The organism is Phaeobacter sp. CECT 5382 (assembly GCF_001457775.1).
Classification (GTDB): domain Bacteria; phylum Pseudomonadota; class Alphaproteobacteria; order Rhodobacterales; family Rhodobacteraceae; genus Pseudophaeobacter.
On the sequence record NZ_CYSG01000014.1, the window covers coordinates 34,451 to 55,932 of the forward strand.

Annotated in this window: 21 protein-coding genes; 10 read left to right on the plus strand and 11 right to left on the minus strand. The window is 58.9% G+C overall.

Annotated features, from left to right (window positions below):
• The 4 genes from PH5382_RS14460 to rsmA all read left to right on the plus strand — a co-directional run bounded on the left by PH5382_RS14460 (position 1) and on the right by rsmA (position 5,424).
• Positions 1-2,169, plus strand: coding sequence for an LPS-assembly protein LptD (locus PH5382_RS14460; protein WP_058335108.1), 2,169 nt, complete (start codon positions 1-3; stop codon positions 2,167-2,169).
• Positions 2,154-3,413, plus strand: a complete 1,260-nt coding sequence (locus PH5382_RS14465; RefSeq protein WP_058335109.1) for a peptidylprolyl isomerase — start codon at positions 2,154-2,156, stop codon at positions 3,411-3,413. Before PH5382_RS14460 ends, PH5382_RS14465 begins: the two co-directional genes overlap by 16 nt.
• Before the next feature lie 10 nt (positions 3,414-3,423).
• A complete protein-coding gene (gene pdxA / locus PH5382_RS14470) occupies positions 3,424-4,443 on the plus strand; it encodes a 4-hydroxythreonine-4-phosphate dehydrogenase PdxA (RefSeq protein WP_058335110.1) in 1,020 nt (339 codons plus the stop codon).
• A 135-nt stretch (positions 4,444-4,578) separates the two neighbouring features.
• Entirely contained in the window at positions 4,579-5,424 is an 846-nt protein-coding gene (gene rsmA, locus PH5382_RS14475; RefSeq protein ID WP_058335111.1) for a 16S rRNA (adenine(1518)-N(6)/adenine(1519)-N(6))-dimethyltransferase RsmA, read from the plus strand.
• Positions 5,425-5,554: 130 nt separating this feature from the next.
• On the opposite strand, the gene PH5382_RS14480 is transcribed toward rsmA, so the two are convergent.
• The 3 genes from PH5382_RS14480 to prfA form a co-directional block, all read right to left on the minus strand.
• The gene (locus tag PH5382_RS14480) at positions 5,555-6,319 is read right to left on the minus strand and encodes a DUF4167 domain-containing protein (protein ID WP_058335112.1); all 765 of its coding nucleotides are present in this window, start codon (positions 6,317-6,319) and stop codon (positions 5,555-5,557) included.
• 225 nt (positions 6,320-6,544) lie between these two features.
• Positions 6,545-7,408: a peptide chain release factor N(5)-glutamine methyltransferase gene (gene prmC, locus PH5382_RS14485; RefSeq protein WP_058335113.1), complete on the minus strand. Its 864-nt coding sequence runs from the start codon at positions 7,406-7,408 to the stop codon at positions 6,545-6,547.
• The gene (gene prfA / locus PH5382_RS14490) at positions 7,405-8,460 is read right to left on the minus strand and encodes a peptide chain release factor 1 (protein WP_058335114.1); all 1,056 of its coding nucleotides are present in this window, start codon (positions 8,458-8,460) and stop codon (positions 7,405-7,407) included. The genes prmC and prfA overlap by 4 nt, the downstream gene beginning before the upstream one ends.
• A gap of 93 nt (positions 8,461-8,553) precedes the next feature.
• Between prfA and PH5382_RS14495 the strand changes: the two genes are divergently transcribed.
• On the plus strand, positions 8,554-8,913 hold the full coding sequence (locus PH5382_RS14495) for a hypothetical protein (RefSeq protein ID WP_231751893.1): 360 nt from the start codon (positions 8,554-8,556) through the stop codon (positions 8,911-8,913).
• Positions 8,914-8,986: 73 nt separating this feature from the next.
• Here PH5382_RS14495 and PH5382_RS14500 read toward each other — a convergent pair whose 3' ends face one another.
• The 4 genes from PH5382_RS14500 to PH5382_RS14515 form a co-directional block, all read right to left on the minus strand.
• Positions 8,987-9,409, minus strand: a complete 423-nt coding sequence (locus tag PH5382_RS14500; RefSeq protein ID WP_058335115.1) for a DUF1499 domain-containing protein — start codon at positions 9,407-9,409, stop codon at positions 8,987-8,989.
• Between the two features lie 61 nt (positions 9,410-9,470).
• The gene (gene speB / locus PH5382_RS14505) at positions 9,471-10,418 is read right to left on the minus strand and encodes an agmatinase (RefSeq protein ID WP_058335116.1); all 948 of its coding nucleotides are present in this window, start codon (positions 10,416-10,418) and stop codon (positions 9,471-9,473) included.
• Position 10,419: 1 nt separating this feature from the next.
• On the minus strand, positions 10,420-11,394 hold the full coding sequence (gene speB, locus PH5382_RS14510) for an agmatinase (RefSeq protein WP_058335117.1): 975 nt from the start codon (positions 11,392-11,394) through the stop codon (positions 10,420-10,422).
• A 135-nt stretch (positions 11,395-11,529) separates the two neighbouring features.
• Complete coding sequence (locus tag PH5382_RS14515; protein ID WP_058335118.1) at positions 11,530-12,693, minus strand: M20 aminoacylase family protein; 1,164 nt, start codon at positions 12,691-12,693, stop codon at positions 11,530-11,532.
• A 63-nt stretch (positions 12,694-12,756) separates the two neighbouring features.
• Between PH5382_RS14515 and mazG the strand changes: the two genes are divergently transcribed.
• The 4 genes from mazG to PH5382_RS14535 all read left to right on the plus strand — a co-directional run bounded on the left by mazG (position 12,757) and on the right by PH5382_RS14535 (position 15,545).
• The gene (gene mazG / locus PH5382_RS14520) at positions 12,757-13,602 is read left to right on the plus strand and encodes a nucleoside triphosphate pyrophosphohydrolase (protein ID WP_058335119.1); all 846 of its coding nucleotides are present in this window, start codon (positions 12,757-12,759) and stop codon (positions 13,600-13,602) included.
• Between the two features lie 130 nt (positions 13,603-13,732).
• Complete coding sequence (locus PH5382_RS14525; protein ID WP_058335120.1) at positions 13,733-14,674, plus strand: nucleoside hydrolase; 942 nt, start codon at positions 13,733-13,735, stop codon at positions 14,672-14,674.
• Complete coding sequence (locus tag PH5382_RS14530) at positions 14,671-15,126, plus strand: GNAT family N-acetyltransferase (protein ID WP_058335121.1); 456 nt, start codon at positions 14,671-14,673, stop codon at positions 15,124-15,126. The genes PH5382_RS14525 and PH5382_RS14530 overlap by 4 nt, the downstream gene beginning before the upstream one ends.
• Before the next feature lie 143 nt (positions 15,127-15,269).
• Positions 15,270-15,545, plus strand: a complete 276-nt coding sequence (locus PH5382_RS14535) for a glycine zipper 2TM domain-containing protein (RefSeq protein WP_058335122.1) — start codon at positions 15,270-15,272, stop codon at positions 15,543-15,545.
• 144 nt (positions 15,546-15,689) lie between these two features.
• Here PH5382_RS14535 and eno read toward each other — a convergent pair whose 3' ends face one another.
• From eno to PH5382_RS14550, 3 genes are all read right to left on the minus strand, one after another.
• Complete coding sequence (gene eno / locus PH5382_RS14540; RefSeq protein ID WP_058335123.1) at positions 15,690-16,967, minus strand: phosphopyruvate hydratase; 1,278 nt, start codon at positions 16,965-16,967, stop codon at positions 15,690-15,692.
• 173 nt (positions 16,968-17,140) lie between these two features.
• Positions 17,141-18,052 (minus strand): DMT family transporter, encoded by a 912-nt coding sequence (locus PH5382_RS14545; protein ID WP_058335124.1) that lies wholly within the window; start codon positions 18,050-18,052, stop codon positions 17,141-17,143.
• Between the two features lie 271 nt (positions 18,053-18,323).
• Positions 18,324-18,731 (minus strand): Fur family transcriptional regulator, encoded by a 408-nt coding sequence (locus tag PH5382_RS14550; protein ID WP_156414926.1) that lies wholly within the window; start codon positions 18,729-18,731, stop codon positions 18,324-18,326.
• Between the two features lie 372 nt (positions 18,732-19,103).
• On the opposite strand from PH5382_RS14550, the gene PH5382_RS14555 reads away from it, so the two are divergent.
• Positions 19,104-20,459 (plus strand): DEAD/DEAH box helicase, encoded by a 1,356-nt coding sequence (locus PH5382_RS14555; protein ID WP_058335126.1) that lies wholly within the window; start codon positions 19,104-19,106, stop codon positions 20,457-20,459.
• Between the two features lie 183 nt (positions 20,460-20,642).
• Here the strand turns inward: PH5382_RS14555 and PH5382_RS14560 are convergent, their stop codons facing one another.
• Positions 20,643-21,341, minus strand: a complete 699-nt coding sequence (locus PH5382_RS14560) for an endonuclease/exonuclease/phosphatase family protein (protein ID WP_058335127.1) — start codon at positions 21,339-21,341, stop codon at positions 20,643-20,645.
• Positions 21,342-21,482 lie beyond the last annotated feature (141 nt).

A 21,482-nucleotide genomic window follows, 5' to 3' on the forward strand; every position in this document is an offset into this window, starting at 1 on the left:
ATGCGCCGCGCCCTGATGCTTTCGGTGGTCCTTCCCTGGATGGCTGTGGCAAGTCCCGTGGCCACGCAAGAACTTGCCGCACAACCGGAACCGGTCGCGGTTCAGCCCGCCGTTCTAGTGGCAGACCAGCTTTTCATCACCCAGGACCGGACCCTGATTGCTCAGGGGAATGTTGAGGCCTTTCAGGAGGACATTCGCCTGCGGGCCGAAAAGATCACCTTTGATCAGGCCAGTGGCACTCTACAGATCGAAGGTCCCATTCGGATCGATCAGGGTGGCGAGATCACCATTCTGGCCAGCGCTGCCGAAATGGACCGCTCGCTGCGCGATGGCCTGCTGACAGGCGCGCGCATGGTCTTCAAGCAGCAGCTGCAGCTTGCGTCTGTACAGATGAGTCGTGTCGGTGGACGCTATACCCAGCTCTATAAGACCGCTGTCACCTCTTGCAACGTCTGCGAAGATGGCAAACCGCCGCTCTGGCAGATCCGGGCTGAGCGGGTCATCCATGATCAGGTGGAACAACAGCTCTATTTTGAAAACGCCCAGGTTCGTATTCTGGATGTTCCGGTGTTCTACTTTCCGGCCGTCCGCCTGCCGGATCCCAACCTGAAGAGGACCAGCGGTTTTCTGGTCCCTTCGACCCGCACCACATCCAACCTCGGGACCGGGGTCAAGGTGCCGTATTTCTTTACGCTGGGCGAAAGTCGGGACCTGATCCTGTCGCCTTATCTTTCTGCAAAGACCCGCACGCTTGAAGCCCGCTATCGTCAGGCTTTCAGGCGCGGCGATATAGAATTCAACGGCGCCTACACCCGGGATGATCTGCAACCAAACGAGGATCGCGGCTATTTCTTTGGTGAAGGTCAGTTTGACCTGGGGCGCGGCTATCAGCTGGAATTCGACTTCAAAACCGTATCGGATGACGCCTATATCGCAGACTACAGCCTGCCGGATCTGGACCGGCTGCGCTCTGAAGTCAGTATTACCAAAGCGCAGCGCGACAGTCTTTTGCGTGCCTCTCTGATCAACTTCAAAACCCTACGTGACAGTGAAAACCAGGATCTGATCCCCTCCACAATTGGTGATATCTCATACCAGAAACGGTATTTCCCAACGGTGATCGGCGGAGAAAGCCGGATGACATTGGAAGCGCATGGCCACAACCGCACCTCCGATCTGGAGGGCAATGCAACCAGCGAAAACGGTCGCGACCAGGGTCGCGTCACCGCCGATTTCGACTGGCGTCGCAGCTGGCACATGGCCGGTGGCGTGGTGGTGAAATGGGAAATTGGTGCAGCAGCCGATGCTTTCACCACCTATGATGACACCTATTATTCCGAACATAGTTCGCGGTTCACGCCACGCTCGGCGCTGACCTTCCGTCTGCCAATGTCGCGGATCGACAACACTGGTGCCAGCCAGTTTTTCGAACCGATCCTGCAGCTGGGCTGGAGCAATGTCATCGGCGCTGATGCCGCCAGCGACGAAAGCAATTTTGTTGAATTCGACCAGGGCAACCTGTTGTCTCTGTCCCGGTTTCCGGCGGCCGACGCCCGCGAAGACGGCTTTACGCTGGCCTATGGGTTCAACTGGGCCCGCTACGCCAATAGCGGCTGGCAGGCCTATGCCACTATGGGTCAGGTGTTACGTCAAAATGCAGACAGCCGGTTCACCAAAAGCTCTGGGCTTGGCGAAACAACATCCGATATCTTGCTTGCCGGGCAGCTGAAATTTGATGACAGCATTGCACTGACCGCACGCGGTCTGCTCAATGATTCCCTGAACTTTTCCAAGGCAGAGGTACGGGGAGACTGGTACCGGGACGCAGTCGCGGTTTCCGGCAGCTACCTGTGGCTTGGCACCGACCCGGCCGAAAACCGCAGCGAAGAAACGTCAGAAGTCTGGTTCGATGGCTCCTACGAGATTTCCCCCAGCTGGAAGGCCAGCGCCAACCTGCGCTACGATATCTCTGATGCCCGCGCCACCCGGGCTGGACTTGGCCTTGCCTACAGCAACGAGTGCGTGACGGTCGACCTTTCGGTAAACCGCCGCTATACCTCAACAACAAGTGTTGAGCCTTCAACGGATTTCGGGTTTACCATTTCCATGAACGGGTTCTCCGTCAACAACGGCAGCAAACAGTACAGGCGATCATGCAGACAATCCTGACCCCAGCCTTCCCCGCATTTGTGACCCGACGCGTCGTCAAAACCGCCGTCGCACTGACCCTGGCCTTCGCTTTGTCCACGACAGCGATGCCCGCTACTGCGCAGGGCTTGTTTGCACCGGCGATCACCGTCGATAGTGCCGTCATTACCAATTACGAGCTGGAACAAAGGGCCCGGTTCATGGGGGTTTTGCGCACGCCAGGAGATCCCCAGGTCATGGCGCGCGAAGAACTGATCAAGGACAGGCTCAAGATGGCTGCTCTTGAAGACGCAGGCATCGCGCCCAGCGAAGAAGAGATCACCGCCGGCATGACCGAACTTGCCGGGCGTGCCAATCTCTCCCTCAACGAGTTTCTCCAGGCGCTGCAACAAAATGGGATCGCGCCGGAGACCCTGCGTGATTTCACCAGCGTCGGTATTGGCTGGCGCGAATATGTTGGCTCGCGTTTCCTGTCCCGTGCCCGTCCAACCGAAGCCGAGATTGATCGCGCTATGGGTCAGGCCGGATCCGGTGGGGTGCAGGTGCTGCTTTCTGAACTGATTGTGCCGATCAACGAACAGAATGCTGCACAGGTCAATCAACTGACAGATCAGGTCGGCGAACTGACGAGCTTCGCGGCGTTTTCCTCTGCCGCGACCCAGTATTCCGCTGCTGACAGCCGCACCAATGGCGGACGGCTGCCCTGGATGAACCTCACCAAACTGCCACCGCAGCTGCAATCTGTCGTGCTGGCCCTGCAGCCGGGTGAAATCACGGAACCATTGGCGCTGCAAAGCGCGGTCGCCATGTTCCAGATGCGCGGTATCCGCGAAGTAACCGGTGCCAACCAGCGCTTTGCGGCAATCGAATACGCCGCCTACTACATCCCCGGTGGACGCAGTGCAGAAGCCCTGGCGCAGGGTCAAAAGATCGCCAATAGCATTGATAACTGCGATGATCTCTATGGTATCGCAAAGGCGCAGGATCCCAGTGTTCTTGACAGGCAAAGCCTGGTTCCGGCCGATATCCCCCGCGACATCGCCATTGAACTGGCTAAACTGGACCCCAACGAGACCTCGCTGACACTGACCCGCAACGAGGGTCAGACCTTGATGCTTTTGATGCTCTGTGGCCGAACCGCTGAGTTGGGCGAAGGGGAATCGCGCGAAACCGTAGCCAATGCCCTGGTGCAGCAGCGTCTGGCTTCCTTCGCTGACAGCTTCCTGGAACAACTACGGGCGGATGCGCGGATCATCGAAAAGTAGGGCCTGAAAGATGACCCGCGAAACGGAGATCACGGAGATCCAGGCACCAAGGCCCATCGCTCTCAGCTGCGGAGAGCCCGCCGGCATTGGCCCTGAGATCGCAGCGAAGGCCTGGCAGCAGTTGAAAGACAGCTGCCCCTTTGTCTGGATTGGCGACCCGCGCCACCTGCCTGCGGACTGCCCCTATGGGACTCTGTCAGACGACATATTGTCTGACCCCAGCGCCATCTTGGCGATTTCGACGCGCGCATTGCCGGTTCTGCCTTTGCACTTTGCCGGAAATACCATCAAAGGCACCGCAGATCCGAAAAATGCACCGGGGGTTATCGCCTCGATCGAAAAGGCCGTTGGACTGGTACAGTCTGGCTGCGCCTCCGCCGTTTGCACTGCGCCAATCCACAAGAAGGCCCTGATCGACGGGGCCGAATTTGCCTATCCCGGCCACACCGAATTCCTGGCGCATCTGGCAGGCCGGTCGCAGGTGGTGATGATGCTGGCCAGCCCGGCGCTGCGGGTGGTGCCCGCCACCATTCATATCGCCCTTGCGGATGTGCCAAAGGTTCTGACACCTGATTTGCTGCGCGAGGTCATTGCGATAACCGCCGAAGGCCTGCGACACCAGTTTGGCATTTCCCAGCCACGTATTGCCGTCGCAGGACTGAACCCACACGCCGGCGAAGGCGGCGCCATGGGACAGGAAGAACTGCTCTGGATCAATGATCTGGTGACTGACATGCAGGCAGAAGGCTATTCCCTTAGTGGCCCGCACCCGGCGGATACCCTGTTTCACGCCGCCGCCCGCCGCCGCTATGATGCGGCCGTCTGCATGTATCACGACCAGGCCTTGATCCCGATCAAAACACTGGATTTTGATCATGGCGTTAACGTCACCCTCGGCCTGCCTTTCATTCGCACCTCACCGGATCATGGCACCGCTTTCGACATCGCTGGAACCGGCAGCGCCAATCCCTCCAGCCTCATCGAGGCTCTGAAGCTGGCTCAGAGCATGGCGCAAAGCAAGCAGCCATGAGCCTGCACTTGCCACCCTTCGCTTGCCCCCTGCCCTTGACCCGGTAAGGCCAACTGCCTATCCCGGCCTCATCCTCTTTTTGACAGGCGCACCGGATCGGACTGCGCCGCTGGTAAACGTAGCGGGAACACATACATGAGCGCCATCGACAGCCTGCCCCCCCTGCGTGAGGTGATCGAAACCCACCAGCTTCTGGCCCGAAAATCACTGGGTCAGAACTTTCTTCTTGATCTCAACCTCACCGCCAAGATCGCGCGCCAGGCAGGCGATCTGACACAATGTGATGTGCTGGAAATCGGCCCTGGCCCCGGTGGTCTGACACGCGGATTGTTGGCCGAGGGCGCACGCCGGGTTCTGGCCGTGGAAAAGGACAGCCGCTGCATGCCGGCATTGGCCGAAATCGCTGAGGCCTATCCAGGGCGGCTTGAGTTGATCAATGGTGACGCGCTCGAGGTTGATCCATTGGCGCATCTGACGCCACCGGTCCGCATCGCGGCCAACCTGCCCTACAATGTCGGCACGGAGCTTCTGGTACGCTGGCTCACGCCGAAAGAATGGCCCCCTTTCTGGCAAAGCCTGACGCTGATGTTCCAGCGGGAAGTCGCAGAGCGCATTGTCGCCCTGCCCGGAACCAAGGCCTATGGCCGCCTGGCATTGCTAGCCCAGTGGCGCGCCGATGCAGCTATCGTGCTGTCGCTGCCCCCAGAAGCCTTTAGCCCGCCGCCCAAAGTGCACAGTGCTGTCGTACACCTGACAGCCCTGGCAGAGCCGCGTTATCCGGCCGACGCTGCCACCTTGTCCCGGGTGATTGCCGCCGCTTTCAACCAGCGCCGCAAAATGCTGCGCGCCAGCCTAAAAGGGGTGGCGCCGGGGATCGAGGATCATCTTAAGGCGGCAGGAATTGCCCCAACCGAGCGCGCGGAACAAGTGAGCCTTGAAGAGTTCTGCGCTCTGGCACGCAGCATAAAGCCACTCACATAAGATCACGGATCTAATCTGTTCTGCCCTAGCTTGTCATGGCTTGTCCTCACAAACCAGACCTAGCTAAAAATGCAAATGAACCGGCCCAATTGACTGGGCCGGTTCATTTGTTCAAATCGTAAAGTCAGGCTTATTCTGCTGCTTCTGGCGCGTCTTCGGCCTTTGGCTTGGGCCGGGGCTTACGCGGCGCGCGTTTCGGCTTGGCAGGTTCGGCAGTTGCCTCAGCGCCCGCTTCCGTAGCCTGTACCGGCGTAGCTCCTTCATCCGCGGCTTGAGCTACAGGCTTGCGGCTACGGGGTTTGCGCGCAGCGGGTTTCTTGGTCGCCTGCTTTTGCTCCCCCCCCTTGCTTTCGGGGGTCTCCACCAAACCACTGTCCTGAGCGCCAGCCGCGCTGTCACCAGATCTATGCGCATCGCGCGGATCGATCACTTCGGGCTGCGGTGCATCGGCCAAATCCTGAGCTGCCGCAGGGGTCGCCTGAGGTGCCGCTGCAGGAGCGGTTTGAGATGGCTGTTGCGCAGCAGCGGCAGCCTGATTGGCGCTGGCTTCGCGTTCCTGACGCTCCAGACGTTCAGAGCGTTCGCGGTCGCGGTCGGCCTGACGTTCCCGGTTTTGCCGTTCCTGTTCTTCACGACGGCTGTCGATCTCGCGCTGCGCCTCGTTCAACAGGCGCAGATAGTGCTCGGCGTGCTGTTGAAAGTTTTCGGCAGCAACACGGTCGTTGCTCAGCTGAGCATCCCGCGCCAGCTGGTTGTATTTATCAATGATCTGTTGTGGCGTGCCGCGCACCTTGCCCTCTGGGCCGGAGCTGTCGAAGACACGGTTTACAACATTGACCCCATTGGGGCGGTTCCGGTTCGACTTGGAACGCGAACGTGATTTTGACGATCTCATATGCCTAACGTCAGCCTTAATTACATGTGTCGTGGATCCAATTCAGCGCGATCCTGCGCCGGATGATCGACTATTTTGGGCTTGATGTCGCTGGGAGGTAGAGCAACCTCGCCTTTTTTGAGCGACAGTTTGAGTAACCATTTTCCACCCCCTCAGACAAGGGGTAGAGGTCACTTTTCGCTGTTTTTTCTTTCAAAAATGAAAATTTTTGACCAAAAACCGTGATTATTCGGCCCTCACGGCCAGAACCACACGATCACGGCCATCCAAATCAGGCAAAACCTGCACCTGCTGCAATCCGGCCTGTTGCAACATCTCGGCGACAGCTGCCCCCTGTGTCGGCCCGATCTCAAGGCAGATCCGCCCGCCCGGTGTCAGATGCTGCATCGTGCCTGCGGCAATGATGCGATAGGCGCCCAGCCCGTCGCCACCATCCGTCAGTGCCATGTCAGGCTCATGGGCGCGCACTTCCGGCTCCAGATCCTCCATTTCATCCAGCGCAATATAGGGCGGGTTTGCTGTGATCAGATCAAATTGCCCCGTCACATTTGAAAACCAATCCGATTGCTGGATATCAATACGCGCTTCAACCCGGTGCAACACCGCATTGGCGCTGGCCTGTAGGCAGGCGGCTTCGCTCAGATCAACGCCAAGCCCGGTGGATTTCGGATTTTCCGCCAGCAGCGTAACAAGAATGCAGCCTGAGCCGAGACCAAGATCCAGCACCCGTTCAAACGGCTGCGACAGCGCCACCTCGATCAGGGTTTCGGTTTCGGGGCGCGGGTCCAGTACGTCTTTTGAGACCTTGAACCGGCGACCGTAAAATTCCCGCTCGCCAATCAGATGCGACACCGGCACGCGCACCGCCCGCAGCGAGATCAGCTGTTCATAGCGATCAGCCACCTCGGGTTCCAGATCTTCGGGGGCGATCAGCGTGACGCGACTGGCCTCGATCCGGGCGGCATGGGCCAACAAAATGCGAGCATCACGCGCCGGATCCGGCACCCCTGCCGCCCTAAGCCGGGCCGCGGCTGCAGCCATGGCCTGCGCCGCAGTCCCACCAGATGAATCCGATGCGGTGGCGCTCATTGTCCCATCTCTGCCAGAAGCCGCGCCTGGTTGTCTGCCGCCAGCGCGTCGATGATTTCATCCAGGTCGCCCTGCATGATCTGATCCAGCTTATAGAGCGTCAGATTGATCCGGTGGTCAGACATCCGCCCCTGCGGAAAATTATACGTCCGGATCCGCTCTGAGCGGTCGCCAGAGCCAACCTGGCTGGCGCGATCCGCTGAGCGTTCGCCGTCAATCCGCTGACGTTCCAGATCATAAAGCCGCGCTCGCAGCACTTGCATGGCAATTTCGCGGTTGCGGTGTTGGGATTTTTCGGCGCTGACCACCATCAACCCGGTGGGCAGGTGGGTAATGCGCACAGCCGAATCCGTTGTATTGACGTGCTGTCCGCCCGAGCCAGAGGCGCGCATGGTATCGATGCGGATATCACCGGGATCGATTTTGATATCCACGTCCTGGGCTTCGGGAAGCACAGCCACAGTGGCTGCCGATGTGTGAATGCGACCGCCGCTTTCGGTGACCGGCACCCGCTGCACCCGATGCACACCGCTTTCGTATTTCAGGCGACCAAAGACATTCTCACCCTTGATATGGGCCACAACTTCCTTGATGCCACCAAGCTCCGACGCCTGTTCTTCGATGATCTCAAACTTCCAGCCGCGCGCCTCAGCGTAGCGCTGATACATGCGCAACAGATCAGCCGCAAAGAGCGCGGCCTCATCGCCGCCGGTTCCGGGGCGGATTTCCAGCATCGCGGGCCGGGTGTCAGCGTCATCCTTGGGCAAGAGCGCCAGTTGCAGCGCATGCTCTGCCTCGGGCAAGGCCGCCTTCAGAGCCGGGATTTCCTCTTCGGCCAGCTCCTTCATGTCAGGATCCGACAGCATGGATTCGGCCTCATCCAGATCGGACATCAATTGCCGATAGGCACTGATCTGTTCTGCCACGGGTTTGATCTCGGAATATTCCCGCGCCAAATCGGCGATCTGCGCGCCACTGGTGCCTTCGGCCATCGCGGCTTCTAGATACTGAAACCGTTGCAGGATTTGCTCTAGCCGCTCTTCGGGGATCATCCGCGCCTCATTGGTCAACTGGGGTTATTGGGGTCTGTAGGAGTGTCATCGTGCCACTTTGGCAGCTTGTTGCTTCTGTGATATGCTAGCTCCATGCAACATGCCAGAGCCCTTATTGCATTCATCCTGGTTGCCGCTTTTGGCGGGCCGCAACAGTCTGCCTTTGCAGATGTTGTTGGCCCCGGAGGCAAGGTCATCGATTGCTATTGCACCGACAAGACAGGCACGCGGGTTGAGCTGGGCGAATTTCGCTGCCTAAGCGTGGATGGCCGCCAATTCATGGCCCAGTGCCAGATGTCGTTGAATGTGCCGATGTGGCGCGAGGTGCAAACGACCTGCCTCTCGGCCAGTCTGCCGACCAGTCTGAATTCGAACACAGAAGCATCATTCTCGGACCGGCAATTGGCCAGCCCGGCCTTTTCGCGCCCAGTTGGGCCTCCTCCGGTTTTGTGAGCACACTGCGCAGGCAGGCTGAAAACACCTATTTGAGCCTAAATCAAAATCTCCTGAGGTCTCTTGCGGCGCTCTATTCCGCAGCCGGTGGCATTTGCCCCAACCAACGGTCAATCCGCGTCTTGTTGACGCCAAGATCTGAGCGGCCAAAGCGCAGGCGAGCATAAACCTTGAGCAGATCACCGTCCTGGCGCGCCGTTGTATAGTCCGGAAAGCCGATCACCTTGGTACGGGTCACATAGGTTGCCATGCCATCTTCGACAGATCCGGCCAGCAATTTGGTCCGGGGCGCGGATGTTGCAATCTGGTCGAACTGGCGCAGTCCTTCCGGGCCAGAGCGTACGACTTTGAAAACACCGCCACGAAACTCTTTATCCTCAGACAGTTCGGGTTGCGTGTTCCAGTCGAAAGGATCCACGGGCGCCAGCCGGATAAAGCCTAGAACCACTGCGGCCGCAGCCAGAAGAACCCAAACGAGCATCATGATCTTTCCCATCTTGCCTTGGCCCTCTCCCTGAACTGCCGGGATACCCTGACGGATGCCCCTTAATGACAGCTTAGCGTGACTTTACGCCAGGAAGAACGCACATCATCTCATAGAGCAAATTAGCCGCAGTCAGGGCGGTATTGCCTGAGGTATCATAGGGCGGCGAGACCTCGACAAGATCACAACCCACGATATTGAGCCCCTTCAGCGACCGGATCAGCTCCAGCGCCTGCGGTGTTGTCAGCCCGCCAATTTCCGGTGTGCCGGTGCCGGGCGCATAAGCCGGATCCAGACTGTCGATATCATAAGAGACATAAACCGGACGGTTGCCGATATCACGACGGATCTCGGCGCCCATATTATGTAGCTGCCGTCCCCAAAGCTCCTGCGCGGGAAAATGCTGAAAGCCCCAGCCCTGCGCTTCGGTGAAATCATCGGCGCCATAGCCGGTGCCGCGAATACCGATCTGATAGGTCTTGTCGGCAACGATCAGACCTTCCTCATAGGCGCGGCGGAAAACGGTGCCATGGGTCTCTTTTTCGCCAAACATGTCGTCATTCACATCGGCATGGGCATCGATATGCACCAGCGCCACGGGTCCGTATTTGGCCGCAATTGCCCGCAGGATCGGCAGGGTGATCGAATGATCGCCCCCCATCGCCATCGGGATAACGCCACCGGACAGGATCGCGTGATAGCTGTCTTCGATGATGCGCAGCGATTCTTTCAGCGAAAACGTGTTGATCGCAAGATCACCGATATCGCCTGCATTCAGACTGTCAAAGGGGGCAGCCCCCGTGGCCATGTTATAGGGCCGCAGCATCGCGCTCTCTGAACGGATCTGTTTGGGGCCAAACCGTGTTCCCGACCGCCACGAGGTGCCGATATCCATCGGAATGCCCAAAAAGGCCACATCCAGCCCCTCAAGCGAAGTCGCTTGCGGCAGCCGCATAAAGGTGTTGGGCCCGGAAAACCGGGCCAGATCATTGCCACTGATCGGTTGGTTAAAGTCAGCCATTCTATGCTTTGCCACGTTCTTTCAAGTTCCAGCCCAAGAGGCAGATGATTTCCATCGCCACATGGGCGCCAGCTATAGCAGTGGCACCGGTTGTGTCAAAGGGGGGAGAAACCTCCACCACGTCACCGCCCTTAATATTGATGCCGGCGATTTCACGCAGGATCCGCGACGCCTGCGCCGAGGTCAGCCCGCCCCAAACCGGCGTGCCTGTGCCAGGTGCATAGGCCGGGTCGAGCCCGTCAATGTCAAACGTCAGGTATGTCGGGCGGTCTCCAAGGATTTCCTTGATCCGGCGCGCGGTCTCAACTGGACCGATTTCATGCACCGTAGGCGCATCAATGATGTTGACCCCAAGCGTATCCTCATTGGTGGTCCGAATACCGACCTGCACCGACGTCTTGGGATCAACAATGCCCATTTTTACGGCTTTGTAGAACATGGTGCCGTGATCGATACGGTCCATATTATCGTCAGGCCAGGTGTCCGTATGGGCATCAAACTGCAGCAGCGAAATGGGCCCGTATTTGTCGGCATAGGCTTTCAGGATCGGGAACGTGATGTAGTGATCCCCACCCAACACGACCGAAGCAGTATCATGCGCCAGAATTCCGCGAATATGCTCGGTCAGCGCTGCAGGAAAGGCCGGAACATTCGCATGATCAAAAGCAAGATCGCCATAATCGGCAATCGCCAGGGTGCTCAGGGGTTTGTGCGGCCAGCCATAGGGCTCATCGGGGCTTTGCAGCGTGGACGCTTCTCGGATCGCACGGGGTCCGAGCCGTGTTCCGGGCCGATTGGTCACCGCCTGATCAAAGGGCACGCCAGTGACTGCAATATCCACACCAGTCAAGTCTTTGGTGTATTTGCGCCGCAGAAACGAGGTCGCACCCCCAAAGGTGATTTCAAAACTCAGCCCTTTCAGATCTTCGCGCGTAAAGGCTTCGTCGATTGAATGCTTCGCATCTTCAAGTGCCATGGTGCTATTCCCCTGCTCAAGCACTTGCCCCGGCCCAGGGTTTCTTATTCCCAACCGGCGCAAGTATAATTTGATCATATTACCAGATCGGAGATACCCAGTTTTTCATTCATTGTCACCTCCGGTCACGCCCCCTCAGCCCAAAGGCTGAGCCCGCTCAACCAGGCGGGCGAAAAACGACGCACCTATGGGGGAAATATCATCATTGAAGTCATATTTCGGGTGATGAAGCCCGGCGCTGTCGCCCTGACCCAGAAACAGATAGGCGCCGGGGCGCGCGTTCAACATATATGAGAAATCTTCCGCCCCCATTTCGCGCCCACCATCAGCCTCGACATTCTCTGCGCCAGAAATCTCGGCCGCGACATCCACCGCAAAACGGGATTTTTCGGCATTGTTCACGGTCGCCGGATAGCCGACCTCATAATCCAGTGTCGCCGTGACGCCATAGCTGGCCGCCTGCCCCGCGACAATTTCTTCCATCCGGCGCATCACCATAGCCTGCACCTCTGGGTTAAAGGTGCGCACAGTGCCGTTGATATAGGCGGTATCGGGGATCACATTGTCCACGGTGCCTGTGTGGATCTGCGTGACCGAGACCACCAGATCCTCCAGCGTGTGATGATTGCGGCTGATGATGGTTTGGATCGCCTGCGCAATGCCGCAGGCGGCCATCACCGGATCCCGGGTTTCATGCGGCATCGCCCCATGCCCGCCAAGACCCTGAATATGCACATGAAACGTATCTACCGCAGCCATCAGCGCACCGGGCGCGGTCAAAAAAGCCCCGACAGGCAGGCCGGGCGCATTGTGCAGGGCATAGACCTCGCTAATGTCGAATCTGTCCATGATGCCTTCTTCGACCATGATGCGCGCGCCGCCTATGGCCTCTTCGGCGGGCTGAAAGATCAGGGCCACTCGGCCCGCAAAGTTGCGCGTCTCGGCCAAATATTTCGCGGCCCCCAGCAGCATGGTGGTGTGGCCGTCATGGCCGCAGGCATGCATATTGCCGCTGTGCTGCGACAGATAGTCAACGCCGGTTTCCTCGGGGATCGGCAGCGCATCCATATCGGCGCGCAGACCGATGGTCGGCCCCGCCTCCTGCCCGTTGATGATTGCCACCATACCGGACATCGCAATGCCCTGGTGCAGCTCATCGACGCCAATCTCGCGCAGGCGTTCAGCCACATAGGCGGCGGTTTTGGGCAAATCCAGCGCCAGTTCGGGGATCTGGTGCAGATGCTGACGCCAGGTCTTCATCTCGGTGGCGTAGTCAGCAATGCGGTTGACGACCGGCATGGGGTGGACTCCTGTCTCAGGTTAGGGATTGATGCATCTGACACTGGAACAAGAGCAGCTGCAATGCCTGACACGCCCCCTCTCCCCTCTTTTGATGCAACGCTGATCCATGACGAAAGCGCTGGAATCGAACGCCTTTTGGAAATCATGCGCGCTCTGCGCGACCCGGACAAGGGCTGCCCTTGGGATATCCAGCAGGATTTCGCCAGTATCGCGCCCTACACAATCGAGGAAGCCTATGAGGTGGCAGATGCGATCGAACGCCAGGCCTGGGATGAGCTGAAGGGCGAGCTGGGTGATCTGCTGTTCCAGTCGGTGTTTCACGCCCAGATGGCACAAGAAGCCGGGCATTTCTCCTTTCAGGATGTGGTCACCACCATGTCCAACAAGATGGTGTCCCGCCATCCACATGTTTTTGGCGATGAGAACCGCGAAAAATCCGCCGAGCAACAGACCTCCGACTGGGAGGCGATCAAGGCCGCGGAACGCGCAGGCAAGCGCGAGACTGGCACGCTGGATGGTGTCGCCGTCGGCCTGCCTGCCCTGCTGCGGGCGTATAAACTACAAAAACGCGCCGCCCGCGTCGGCTTTGACTGGCCCGAAACCGCGCAGGTCATTGACAAGATCAAGGAAGAAGCCGCCGAGCTGGTCGAGGCCCGTGATCAATTGACGCCCGACGAGGTGGAAGAGGAATTCGGCGATCTGATGTTTGTCATGGCCAATCTCGGTCGCCATCTGGGGCTGGAGCCAGAAGCCGCGCTGCGCCGCGCCAATGCAAAATTCATCCGCCGATTTGAAGGCGTCGAGGCCAAGCTGGCGGCGCGAGGCAAAAAGCCCGAAGACAGCGATCTGGCCGAAATGGATGCGCTTTGGGATGCGGTCAAAGCAGACGAAAAGACAGGGGCGTGACCTCCGACTTCTGCGTGTCAAAAATAGATTCTTCTGATCGGCCATGTTCACATCGGCACATGTTCACATCGGTAATGGACATTTACACGCCGCACTGCGATTTTCAGCATTTGCCGAACAGGACATACCTATGAGCGCGCGTAAAATCATCATCGACACCGACCCCGGCCAGGATGATGCGGTCGCAATCCTGTTGGCTCTGGCCAGCCCGCAAGAGATCGACCTTCTGGGCATCACCTGCGTGGCCGGTAATGTGCCTGTGTCGCGCACCCAGATCAATGCCCGCATCATCTGCGAGCTGGCAGGCCACAGACAGATCAAAGTCTTCGCGGGACGCGCAGCCCCGCTACGCAGACCGCTGGTGACAGCAGAATATGTGCATGGCAAAACCGGTCTGAATGGGCCAGAGCTGTTTGAGCCGACAATGCCGCTGCAATCGCAAGGCGGCGTCGAGTTCATCATTGAAACCCTGCGCGCAGAGCCTGCAGGCAGTGTCACGCTCTGTCCCCTTGGTCCGCTGTCCAATATCGCCGAAGCCTTTCAATCCGCCCCCGACATCATCGGGCGGGTGCAAGAAGTCGTGTTGATGGGCGGCGCCTATTTTGAAGTGGGCAACATCACCCCCGCCGCGGAATTCAACATCTTCGTGGACCCCGAAGCGGCTAATATCGTGCTTAAATCTGGGGCACCCATCACCATGATGCCGCTGGATGTGACACACAAGGCGCTGACCACGCGCCCTCGTATCGAGGCTCTGCGCGCCCTGGACACCCCGGTCGGCCATTTCACCGCAGAAATGCTGGATTTCTTTGAAAGGTTCGACATCGAAAAATACGGCTCCGAAGGTGGTCCTCTGCATGATCCCTGCGTCATTGCCTATCTGATCCGCCCAGATCTGTTCAGCGGCCGCCATATCAATGTGGAGATTGAAACCCAATCAGAGCTGACCCTTGGTATGACCGTCGCCGATTGGTGGGGCGTCACGGATCGCCCGGCCAATGCGCTGTTCATGGGTGATCTGGATGCCGATGGCTTCTTTGACCTCATCACCCAGCGTCTGGCCCTGCTATGAGTGCGGCACTGCATCTCGCCCGGCCGGAGCATCTGGAAAAGCTGCTCACCATGGTGGAGGCCTTTCATGCAGAGGCGGGCCTGCAAAGCGATGATGCCCATCGGCGCGCCGGTATTGCACCGCTGCTGGACGGCATCCCCTATGGTGCTGTCTATATCATCGGCCCCACCCGCGCGCCGATCGGCTATATCGTCGTAACCTTTGGCTGGTCGGTGGAATTTGGCGGCATGGATGGCTTTGTCGATGAAATCTACATTCGTCCTGCAGTGCGCGGGCGTGGCCTTGCGGCCGAGGTGTTGATCGAGCTGCCCAAAACCCTGGCCGAAGCGGGCATCAAGGCGCTGCATCTCGAAGTGGATCGCAACAATGAGGCGGCGCTACGGTTGTATCAGCGCTGCCGGTTCGAGCCGCGTGACAGATATATGCTGATGACCAAGGTTCTCAGCTCCTGATCCCATCAGGCGGGGTTTTGAACTCCAAAACTGCGCTGTCGAGATTTTTTTCCACTTCTTGATCCAGAACAGTACAGCCCGTCTTTTGACGGGTGATGATGTGATGGAAGACATGCACGTAAATATGGACAAGGAGAAACTCGATGAAGTCTCAAATAGTCGCCATCACCGCAGCTGCCCTTGTGGCCCTGTCAGGCTGCGATAATCTGACAGAAGACCAGCGCACCGTGGTCGGCGTGACCGGCGGGGCCGCTGCTGGGCTGATCGCTGCCGAAGCACTTGACGCCAATAGCAACTGGCGCATCATCGCGGCCCTTGCCGGTGCTGCAGCTGGGACCGTTGTTGCCCAGAACAATGCCACCAAGACCTGCGCCTATTCCCGTGGCGATGGCACCTACTATGAGGCGGCCTGCCCGTAACGGCTACACGCTCCTTCCTTATCCGCCAAACAGAGTTGCCGGATAAAACGGTCTGACAAAAACGCCCCGCGCCTAGCGGCACGGGGCGAAAAATATTTTGTCAGATCCAACTCTGTCCAAAACCTCTGGAGAGCCGCAGCAGGTTTACCCTTTCAGGATCGAACGCCCTGCATATTCGGCCACTTCGCCCAGCACTTCTTCGATGCGGATCAGCTGGTTGTATTTCGCCAGCCTGTCGGACCGTGCCAGCGAACCCGTTTTGATCTGACCACAGTTGGTGGCGACGGCAAGATCGGCAATGGTTGCATCTTCGGTTTCGCCCGAACGGTGCGACATCACATTGGTGAAGCCCGCGCGATGCGCCATATCAACCGCTTTCAGCGTCTCGGTCAGCGTGCCGATCTGATTTACCTTGACCAGCATCGAATTGGCGCTACCGCGTTTGATGCCTTCGGCCAGGCGCGCAGGGTTGGTCACGAACAGATCGTCACCTACCAGCTGAACCTTGTCGCCAAGGGCGTCAGTCAGAGCTTTCCAGCCATCCCAGTCATCCTCGCCCATGCCATCTTCGATCGAGATGATCGGATAGTCATTCACCAGCGCTGCCAGATAATCGACATTCTCTGCCGATGTCAGGGTCTTGCCCTCACCTGACAGAACGTATTTGCCGTCTTTGTAGTATTCGGTCGCCGCACAATCCAGCGCCAGATAGATCTCCTCACCAGGGCGATACCCAGCTTTTTCGATGGATTTCAGCACGAAATCCAGCGCTTCACGGGTGGAGGCGATATTGGGCGCAAAGCCACCCTCGTCACCGATCCCGGTGCTAAGGCCAGCCGCCGAAAGCTCTTTCTTCAGGGTGTGGAACACTTCGGCGCCCATGCGCACGGCATCACGGATATTGTCCGCAGCCACTGGCATGATCATGAATTCCTGAATATCGATGGGGTTGTCGGCATGTTCGCCACCATTGATGATATTCATCATCGGAACCGGCAGCATGCGGGCCGAGGTACCACCGACATAGCGAAACAGCGGCTGGGTGGTGAAGTCGGCAGCCGCCTTGGCCACCGCCATCGAAACACCCAGAATGGCATTGGCGCCCAGGCGGGCTTTGTTTTCGGTGCCGTCCAGCTCGATCATGGCGCCATCTACAGCGACCTGTTCGGTGGCATCAAAGCCGACCAGTTCTTCAGCGATCTCACCGTTGACGGCAGCAACGGCTTCCAAAACGCCCTTGCCCAGATAGCGGCTCTTGTCACCATCGCGGCGTTCAACTGCCTCATAGGCACCGGTCGAGGCACCTGACGGCACAGCGGCGCGGCCCATGGTGCCGTCTTCGAGGATCACATCAACCTCAACCGTCGGGTTACCCCGGCTATCGAGGATTTCGCGGGCGTGAATGTCGATAATGGTGCTCATTTGGACGGTCCCTGACTGCTGCAAAAGATGCCTGCGTCATAGCAGTCAGGGGCCAAATGTAAACAGTGATCGTTATCGCTAACAGGGGTTATTTCACGGGGTTAGGGCTAACATTTCGCTGTTTGCGCCACCGGTATCGCTGCCAATCTGAGATCCCTGCTCAGGATGGGACATCAGGCCGCAGCCTGACCCGAGGCGATGTCACGCGCCTGCCGCTGGGCGCGCCGTACCAGCCGCCGTTCGCGCACAAAGGTATATAGCCCAGACCCGATGATCAGTGTTGCCCCCGCAAGGGTCAGCGCATCCGGGCGTTCGCCAAAGACCAGAACCCCAACCAGAATCGAAAACAGCAGACGGCTGTAGCGAAACGGCGTGATGGCCGAGGCATCGCCAATCCGCGTCGCCACCACGATGGCATAGTAGCCGGCCACGCCAAAGGCGATCCCACCCAGCATCATCAGCGCCTGCCGCCCATCGATTGCTGTCGCCTCCCCCGGAGTGAACGCCAACAGCAGCCCCCCCGCCGCGATCAGCGACGCGAAGGCCTGAAAGCTGACAACGGCAGAGGACACCGTTGTATCAACCAGCCGGGTGAGCAGATCCCGCGCCGCGATGGCAAGCACGGCAAACAGCACCAGCAGCACCGATGGATCAAACCCGTCCAGCCCGGGACGGACAATCAGTAACACGCCTGCAAAGCCGACGCAGATCGCGCTCCAGCGTCTCCAACCGACCTGCTCGCCCAGAAACAGCGCCGCTCCCATGGTAATGACCAATGGCAAGGCCTGAAACACCGCAGCGACCGTAGAGATATCCACCACCGCCAGCGCCGAGGCAAAGGCCATTGCCCCCACGGCCTCAGAAAGGGTGCGCAGGATCGCAGCACCGCGCCAGGCGGCGGGTGCAAAGAGGTTATCCCCCTTGTAAAGCGCCACCGCTGCAAATACAGCGCCCGAGCCAAAGCCAAGCATGATGAGGATCTGCCCCACAGGGATCTCACCAGACAGTCGCTTGATAAACATATCTTCCATGGTGAAGGCTGCCATCGATGCGATGACAAACAGAATTCCATTGAGATTGTTCATAACGGCCCCTTTCCGAAGAAAAACGGAGCCCCTGCCGCCAGAAAACAGAGCTGGACAGTCAAAGAGCACCTGCTGGTCTGGATGCGACCAGCGCAGAGCATCCGCAAGTCTCTTTGCGACAGTTTTAAGCGACCAGCACAACAAGTTGTTGCGTAAAGCATCACGACTGATGATGAGTCTCAGGCGGTACACGAAAAATCATGACAGAAAAAAGCAGGGCACATTTTGAGCAAGGGCTTCGCAAAACGGCTCCAGAACCGGTGCTGTCAGCCTAGCTCTTTTTCAGCGGAACGCCGTAAAGCTCCAGCTTGTGCCCCTTCAACTGGTAGCCCAGCTTGGCGGCGATCTTTTCCTGCAGCGCCTCGATTTCGGGATCACAGAATTCGATCACCTCGCCGGTGTTGATATCTATCAGATGGTCGTGGTGATCACGGTCGGCATCTTCATAGCGGGCCCGGCCATCGCCAAATTCAAGGCGGTCCAGAATGCCTGCCTCTTCAAACAGTTTGACCGTACGATAGACGGTCGCCAGCGAAATACCGGAATCCAAGGCACTGGCCCGGGCATAGAGCTCTTCGACATCCGGGTGGTCCAGACTGTCCTGCAGGGCACGGGCAATCACCCGGCGCTGACCGGTCATCCGCAGGCCCTTGGCCTCACATCGGGCGATAATCGTCATGGCGTTTTGCTTTCCGTCCACTCGTCGGTCCATTCATCTGGGCTCTCTGTGTAATCAATGATTGCGCCGACGAAAACCGGAATTCCGCATCTGGCACGCATTGACTTTATCCACAGAAACCGCCATGTGAGCGGCAGGTATCCTTCCCTGCCGCGTGAGCAGAGACCCCCGGACGCGCCATGATAGCGCGAAACACCCCGGCGTCTAGTGAAGTGCCAAGGTTCCCAAAATCACGCGTGGGGCACTCGCAAAACCCAGCGGACTGGCGCTCGCCAGCCCCCGCCCGAGGGCTTTGCCCCACCAGGCGCCAGCGCATCCTGCGACTGGCACAGACGGTTTTGCACGCGATGCAGGACCGCGAAAGGACGATACGTGACTGAATTTTCAACAATGGGCCTGCCCGAACAAGTTCTGGCCCGTCTGGCCGATATGGGTCTGAAAGAGCCAACGCCAATCCAGGCGCGCGCTATTCCCCATGCGCTGAACGGCGAAGACGTGCTGGGCCTGGCCCAGACCGGCACTGGCAAAACCGCCGCCTTTGGCGTGCCGCTGATTGCCCGGATGCTGGACTATGGCCGCAAACCTGCCGCGCATACTGTGCGTGGTCTGGTTCTGGCCCCCACCCGCGAGCTGGCCAACCAGATTGCTGCAACCCTGAAGGATCTGACCGAGGGCACTCCGATGAAGATCGGTCTGGTTGTCGGTGGTGTGTCCATCAACCCACAAATCCAGCGCATTTCGCGTGGTACCGATATTCTGGTCGCCACCCCCGGCCGTTTGATCGACATTCTCGATCGCAAAGCGCTTGACTTGGGCTCTTGCGATTTTCTGGTGCTGGACGAGGCCGACCAGATGCTGGATCTCGGCTTTATCCATGCCCTTCGCAAGATCTCCTCGCTGCTTCCTGAAGAGCGCCAGACCATGCTGTTTTCGGCCACTATGCCAAAGCAGATGAACGAGATTGCCAATTCCTACCTGCAGCGTCCCGTGCGCATTGAAGTCACCCCTCCCGGCAAACCTGCTGCCAAAGTGACACAATCGGTGCATTTCATCGCCAAGGCCGAAAAGCTGAGCCTGCTGAAAGAGCTGCTGGGTGAGCACAAGGATGAGCGCACGCTGGTCTTTGGCCGCACCAAGCACGGCATGGAAAAGCTGATGAAGGTGCTGGAAAAAGCCGGTTTCGCTGCCGCAGCCATCCATGGCAACAAAAGCCAGGGCCAGCGCGAACGCGCGCTCGCAGCGTTCAAATCAGGTCAGATTAAGGTGCTGGTTGCCACTGATGTTGCCGCCCGAGGGCTCGATATCCCCGACGTGAAATATGTCTACAACTACGAGCTGCCCAACGTGCCGGACGCCTATGTGCACCGGATTGGCCGGACAGCGCGTGCCGGCAAGGATGGCCAGGCCGTTGCGTTTTGCGCACCAGACGAGATGGAAGAGCTGAAGGCTATTCAAAAGGTGATGAAGATCACCATCCCTACGGCCTCAGGCACGCCCTGGGAGGTCATGCCTGATCCCAAGGCCTCCCGCGGTGGCCGCCCCGGTGGCAAACCAGGCGGCGGGCGCCCCGGCGGCAACCGGGGCCGTCGTAACGGCGGCGGTGGCAGCGGCGGTGGTCGTGGCAAATCACAGGGCGCTGGTGGCGGTCAGGGTGCAGGTGGCGGCGCTCGAAGCGGCGGCAAGCCAGCAGGTTCGTCAGCTGGCGGCCAGCGTCGTCAGGCGCGCTAGGTTTCAGGCTCACCAAATATTGCAGACCCGTCCGCAGTCACAGTTAAATGACTTCCGTCGGAATTGGGGCTGCTTTCCAAAATGAAGGAGCGTCTGGTGCAAACCGGGCGCCCCTCTTTGCTTGGCAAGAACAAAAGCGGTGCCTACAGCAGACACACAGCGGCCCTTAGTCACCCCAAAAGCCTAGCTCGGGTACAGATCCGCCCAGACCGGCAGGTGATCCGACGCAATGTGGGCGGGTTGGGCAGAATGCACTCCCGCCTGTGCGGCTTGCAATCCCTCGCTCAGGGCAATGCGATCCAATGATGCCAGCGGCCGGAGCGCCGGAAAGCTGGGTTTGGCAGGCAGAAACTGCATCTCCGGTGCCAAAGACAGAAAACTGGGTTGGCGCGCCCAATCGTTGAAGTCTCCGGCCCAGACCGTCGGCACATCGGTCCATTTTCGGGTTTGCTCTGCCAGTCGTTGTACCTGTTCACGACGCGCCCCCCCCGTGAGACCCAGATGTGCGCCCACGACGCGAAAACTGCCGATTTCGGTGCCAAACTTGGCCCAGACAGCGCCACGTGGCTCAAGCCCCGGAAGGGTCAGATGCCCCTGTTGCTGTAGCTGGATGCTTTCGCCTTTCCACAGAATGGCATTGCCATGCCAGCCAAGAGAGCCCGCCCCGCCCAGATCAACCACCTGCCAGTTCGCCTCGTTCAAAACAAAATGCGGTAGGGCCGCAGGCCGCGGCGGCAGGCGTTTGTCGGCCTCCTGCAGCAGAACGATCTGCGCCCCGATCCGGTCGAGCACTTGAAGGATACGCCGCGGCTGGCGGCGCAGGTCCAGGCCGATGCATTTCTGGATATTGTAGCTGGCCAATCGAAGCGTGGGTGTCGGCATGGAGCCTCCTGAAACAACTTGGTTTTAGTGCCGCAGTTTTCTCCCGAAATCCACCACTCCCTTCGTCGCAGCCCCCAAAGCCCATTTTAAGAGTGCGCCGCCCAAGCCGCCCAAGCGGCAAGCGCTCCCGCCCAGCGCCGT

What these genes read in the sequence shown, in the direction of transcription:
- PH5382_RS14545 (WP_058335124.1), bottom strand. Translation starts at nt 18,052, where the DNA reads ATGAACAATCTCAATGGAATTCTGTTTGTCATCGCATCGATGGCAGCC.
- PH5382_RS14535 (WP_058335122.1), top strand. Translation starts at nt 15,270, where the DNA reads ATGAAGTCTCAAATAGTCGCCATCACCGCAGCTGCCCTTGTGGCCCTG.
- prmC (WP_058335113.1), bottom strand. Translation starts at nt 7,408, where the DNA reads ATGAGCGCCACCGCATCGGATTCATCTGGTGGGACTGCGGCGCAGGCC.
- prfA (WP_058335114.1), bottom strand. Translation starts at nt 8,460, where the DNA reads ATGATCCCCGAAGAGCGGCTAGAGCAAATCCTGCAACGGTTTCAGTAT.
- speB (WP_058335116.1), bottom strand. Translation starts at nt 10,418, where the DNA reads ATGGCTGACTTTAACCAACCGATCAGTGGCAATGATCTGGCCCGGTTT.
- PH5382_RS14530 (WP_058335121.1), top strand. Translation starts at nt 14,671, where the DNA reads ATGAGTGCGGCACTGCATCTCGCCCGGCCGGAGCATCTGGAAAAGCTG.
- PH5382_RS14515 (WP_058335118.1), bottom strand. Translation starts at nt 12,693, where the DNA reads ATGCCGGTCGTCAACCGCATTGCTGACTACGCCACCGAGATGAAGACC.
- pdxA (WP_058335110.1), top strand. Translation starts at nt 3,424, where the DNA reads ATGACCCGCGAAACGGAGATCACGGAGATCCAGGCACCAAGGCCCATC.
- eno (WP_058335123.1), bottom strand. Translation starts at nt 16,967, where the DNA reads ATGAGCACCATTATCGACATTCACGCCCGCGAAATCCTCGATAGCCGG.
- PH5382_RS14460 (WP_058335108.1), top strand. Translation starts at nt 1, where the DNA reads ATGCGCCGCGCCCTGATGCTTTCGGTGGTCCTTCCCTGGATGGCTGTG.
- PH5382_RS14525 (WP_058335120.1), top strand. Translation starts at nt 13,733, where the DNA reads ATGAGCGCGCGTAAAATCATCATCGACACCGACCCCGGCCAGGATGAT.
- PH5382_RS14480 (WP_058335112.1), bottom strand. Translation starts at nt 6,319, where the DNA reads ATGAGATCGTCAAAATCACGTTCGCGTTCCAAGTCGAACCGGAACCGC.
- PH5382_RS14465 (WP_058335109.1), top strand. Translation starts at nt 2,154, where the DNA reads ATGCAGACAATCCTGACCCCAGCCTTCCCCGCATTTGTGACCCGACGC.
- rsmA (WP_058335111.1), top strand. Translation starts at nt 4,579, where the DNA reads ATGAGCGCCATCGACAGCCTGCCCCCCCTGCGTGAGGTGATCGAAACC.
- PH5382_RS14500 (WP_058335115.1), bottom strand. Translation starts at nt 9,409, where the DNA reads ATGGGAAAGATCATGATGCTCGTTTGGGTTCTTCTGGCTGCGGCCGCA.
- mazG (WP_058335119.1), top strand. Translation starts at nt 12,757, where the DNA reads ATGCCTGACACGCCCCCTCTCCCCTCTTTTGATGCAACGCTGATCCAT.
- speB (WP_058335117.1), bottom strand. Translation starts at nt 11,394, where the DNA reads ATGGCACTTGAAGATGCGAAGCATTCAATCGACGAAGCCTTTACGCGC.
- PH5382_RS14560 (WP_058335127.1), bottom strand. Translation starts at nt 21,341, where the DNA reads ATGCCGACACCCACGCTTCGATTGGCCAGCTACAATATCCAGAAATGC.
- PH5382_RS14495 (WP_231751893.1), top strand. Translation starts at nt 8,554, where the DNA reads ATGCAACATGCCAGAGCCCTTATTGCATTCATCCTGGTTGCCGCTTTT.
- PH5382_RS14550 (WP_156414926.1), bottom strand. Translation starts at nt 18,731, where the DNA reads ATGACGATTATCGCCCGATGTGAGGCCAAGGGCCTGCGGATGACCGGT.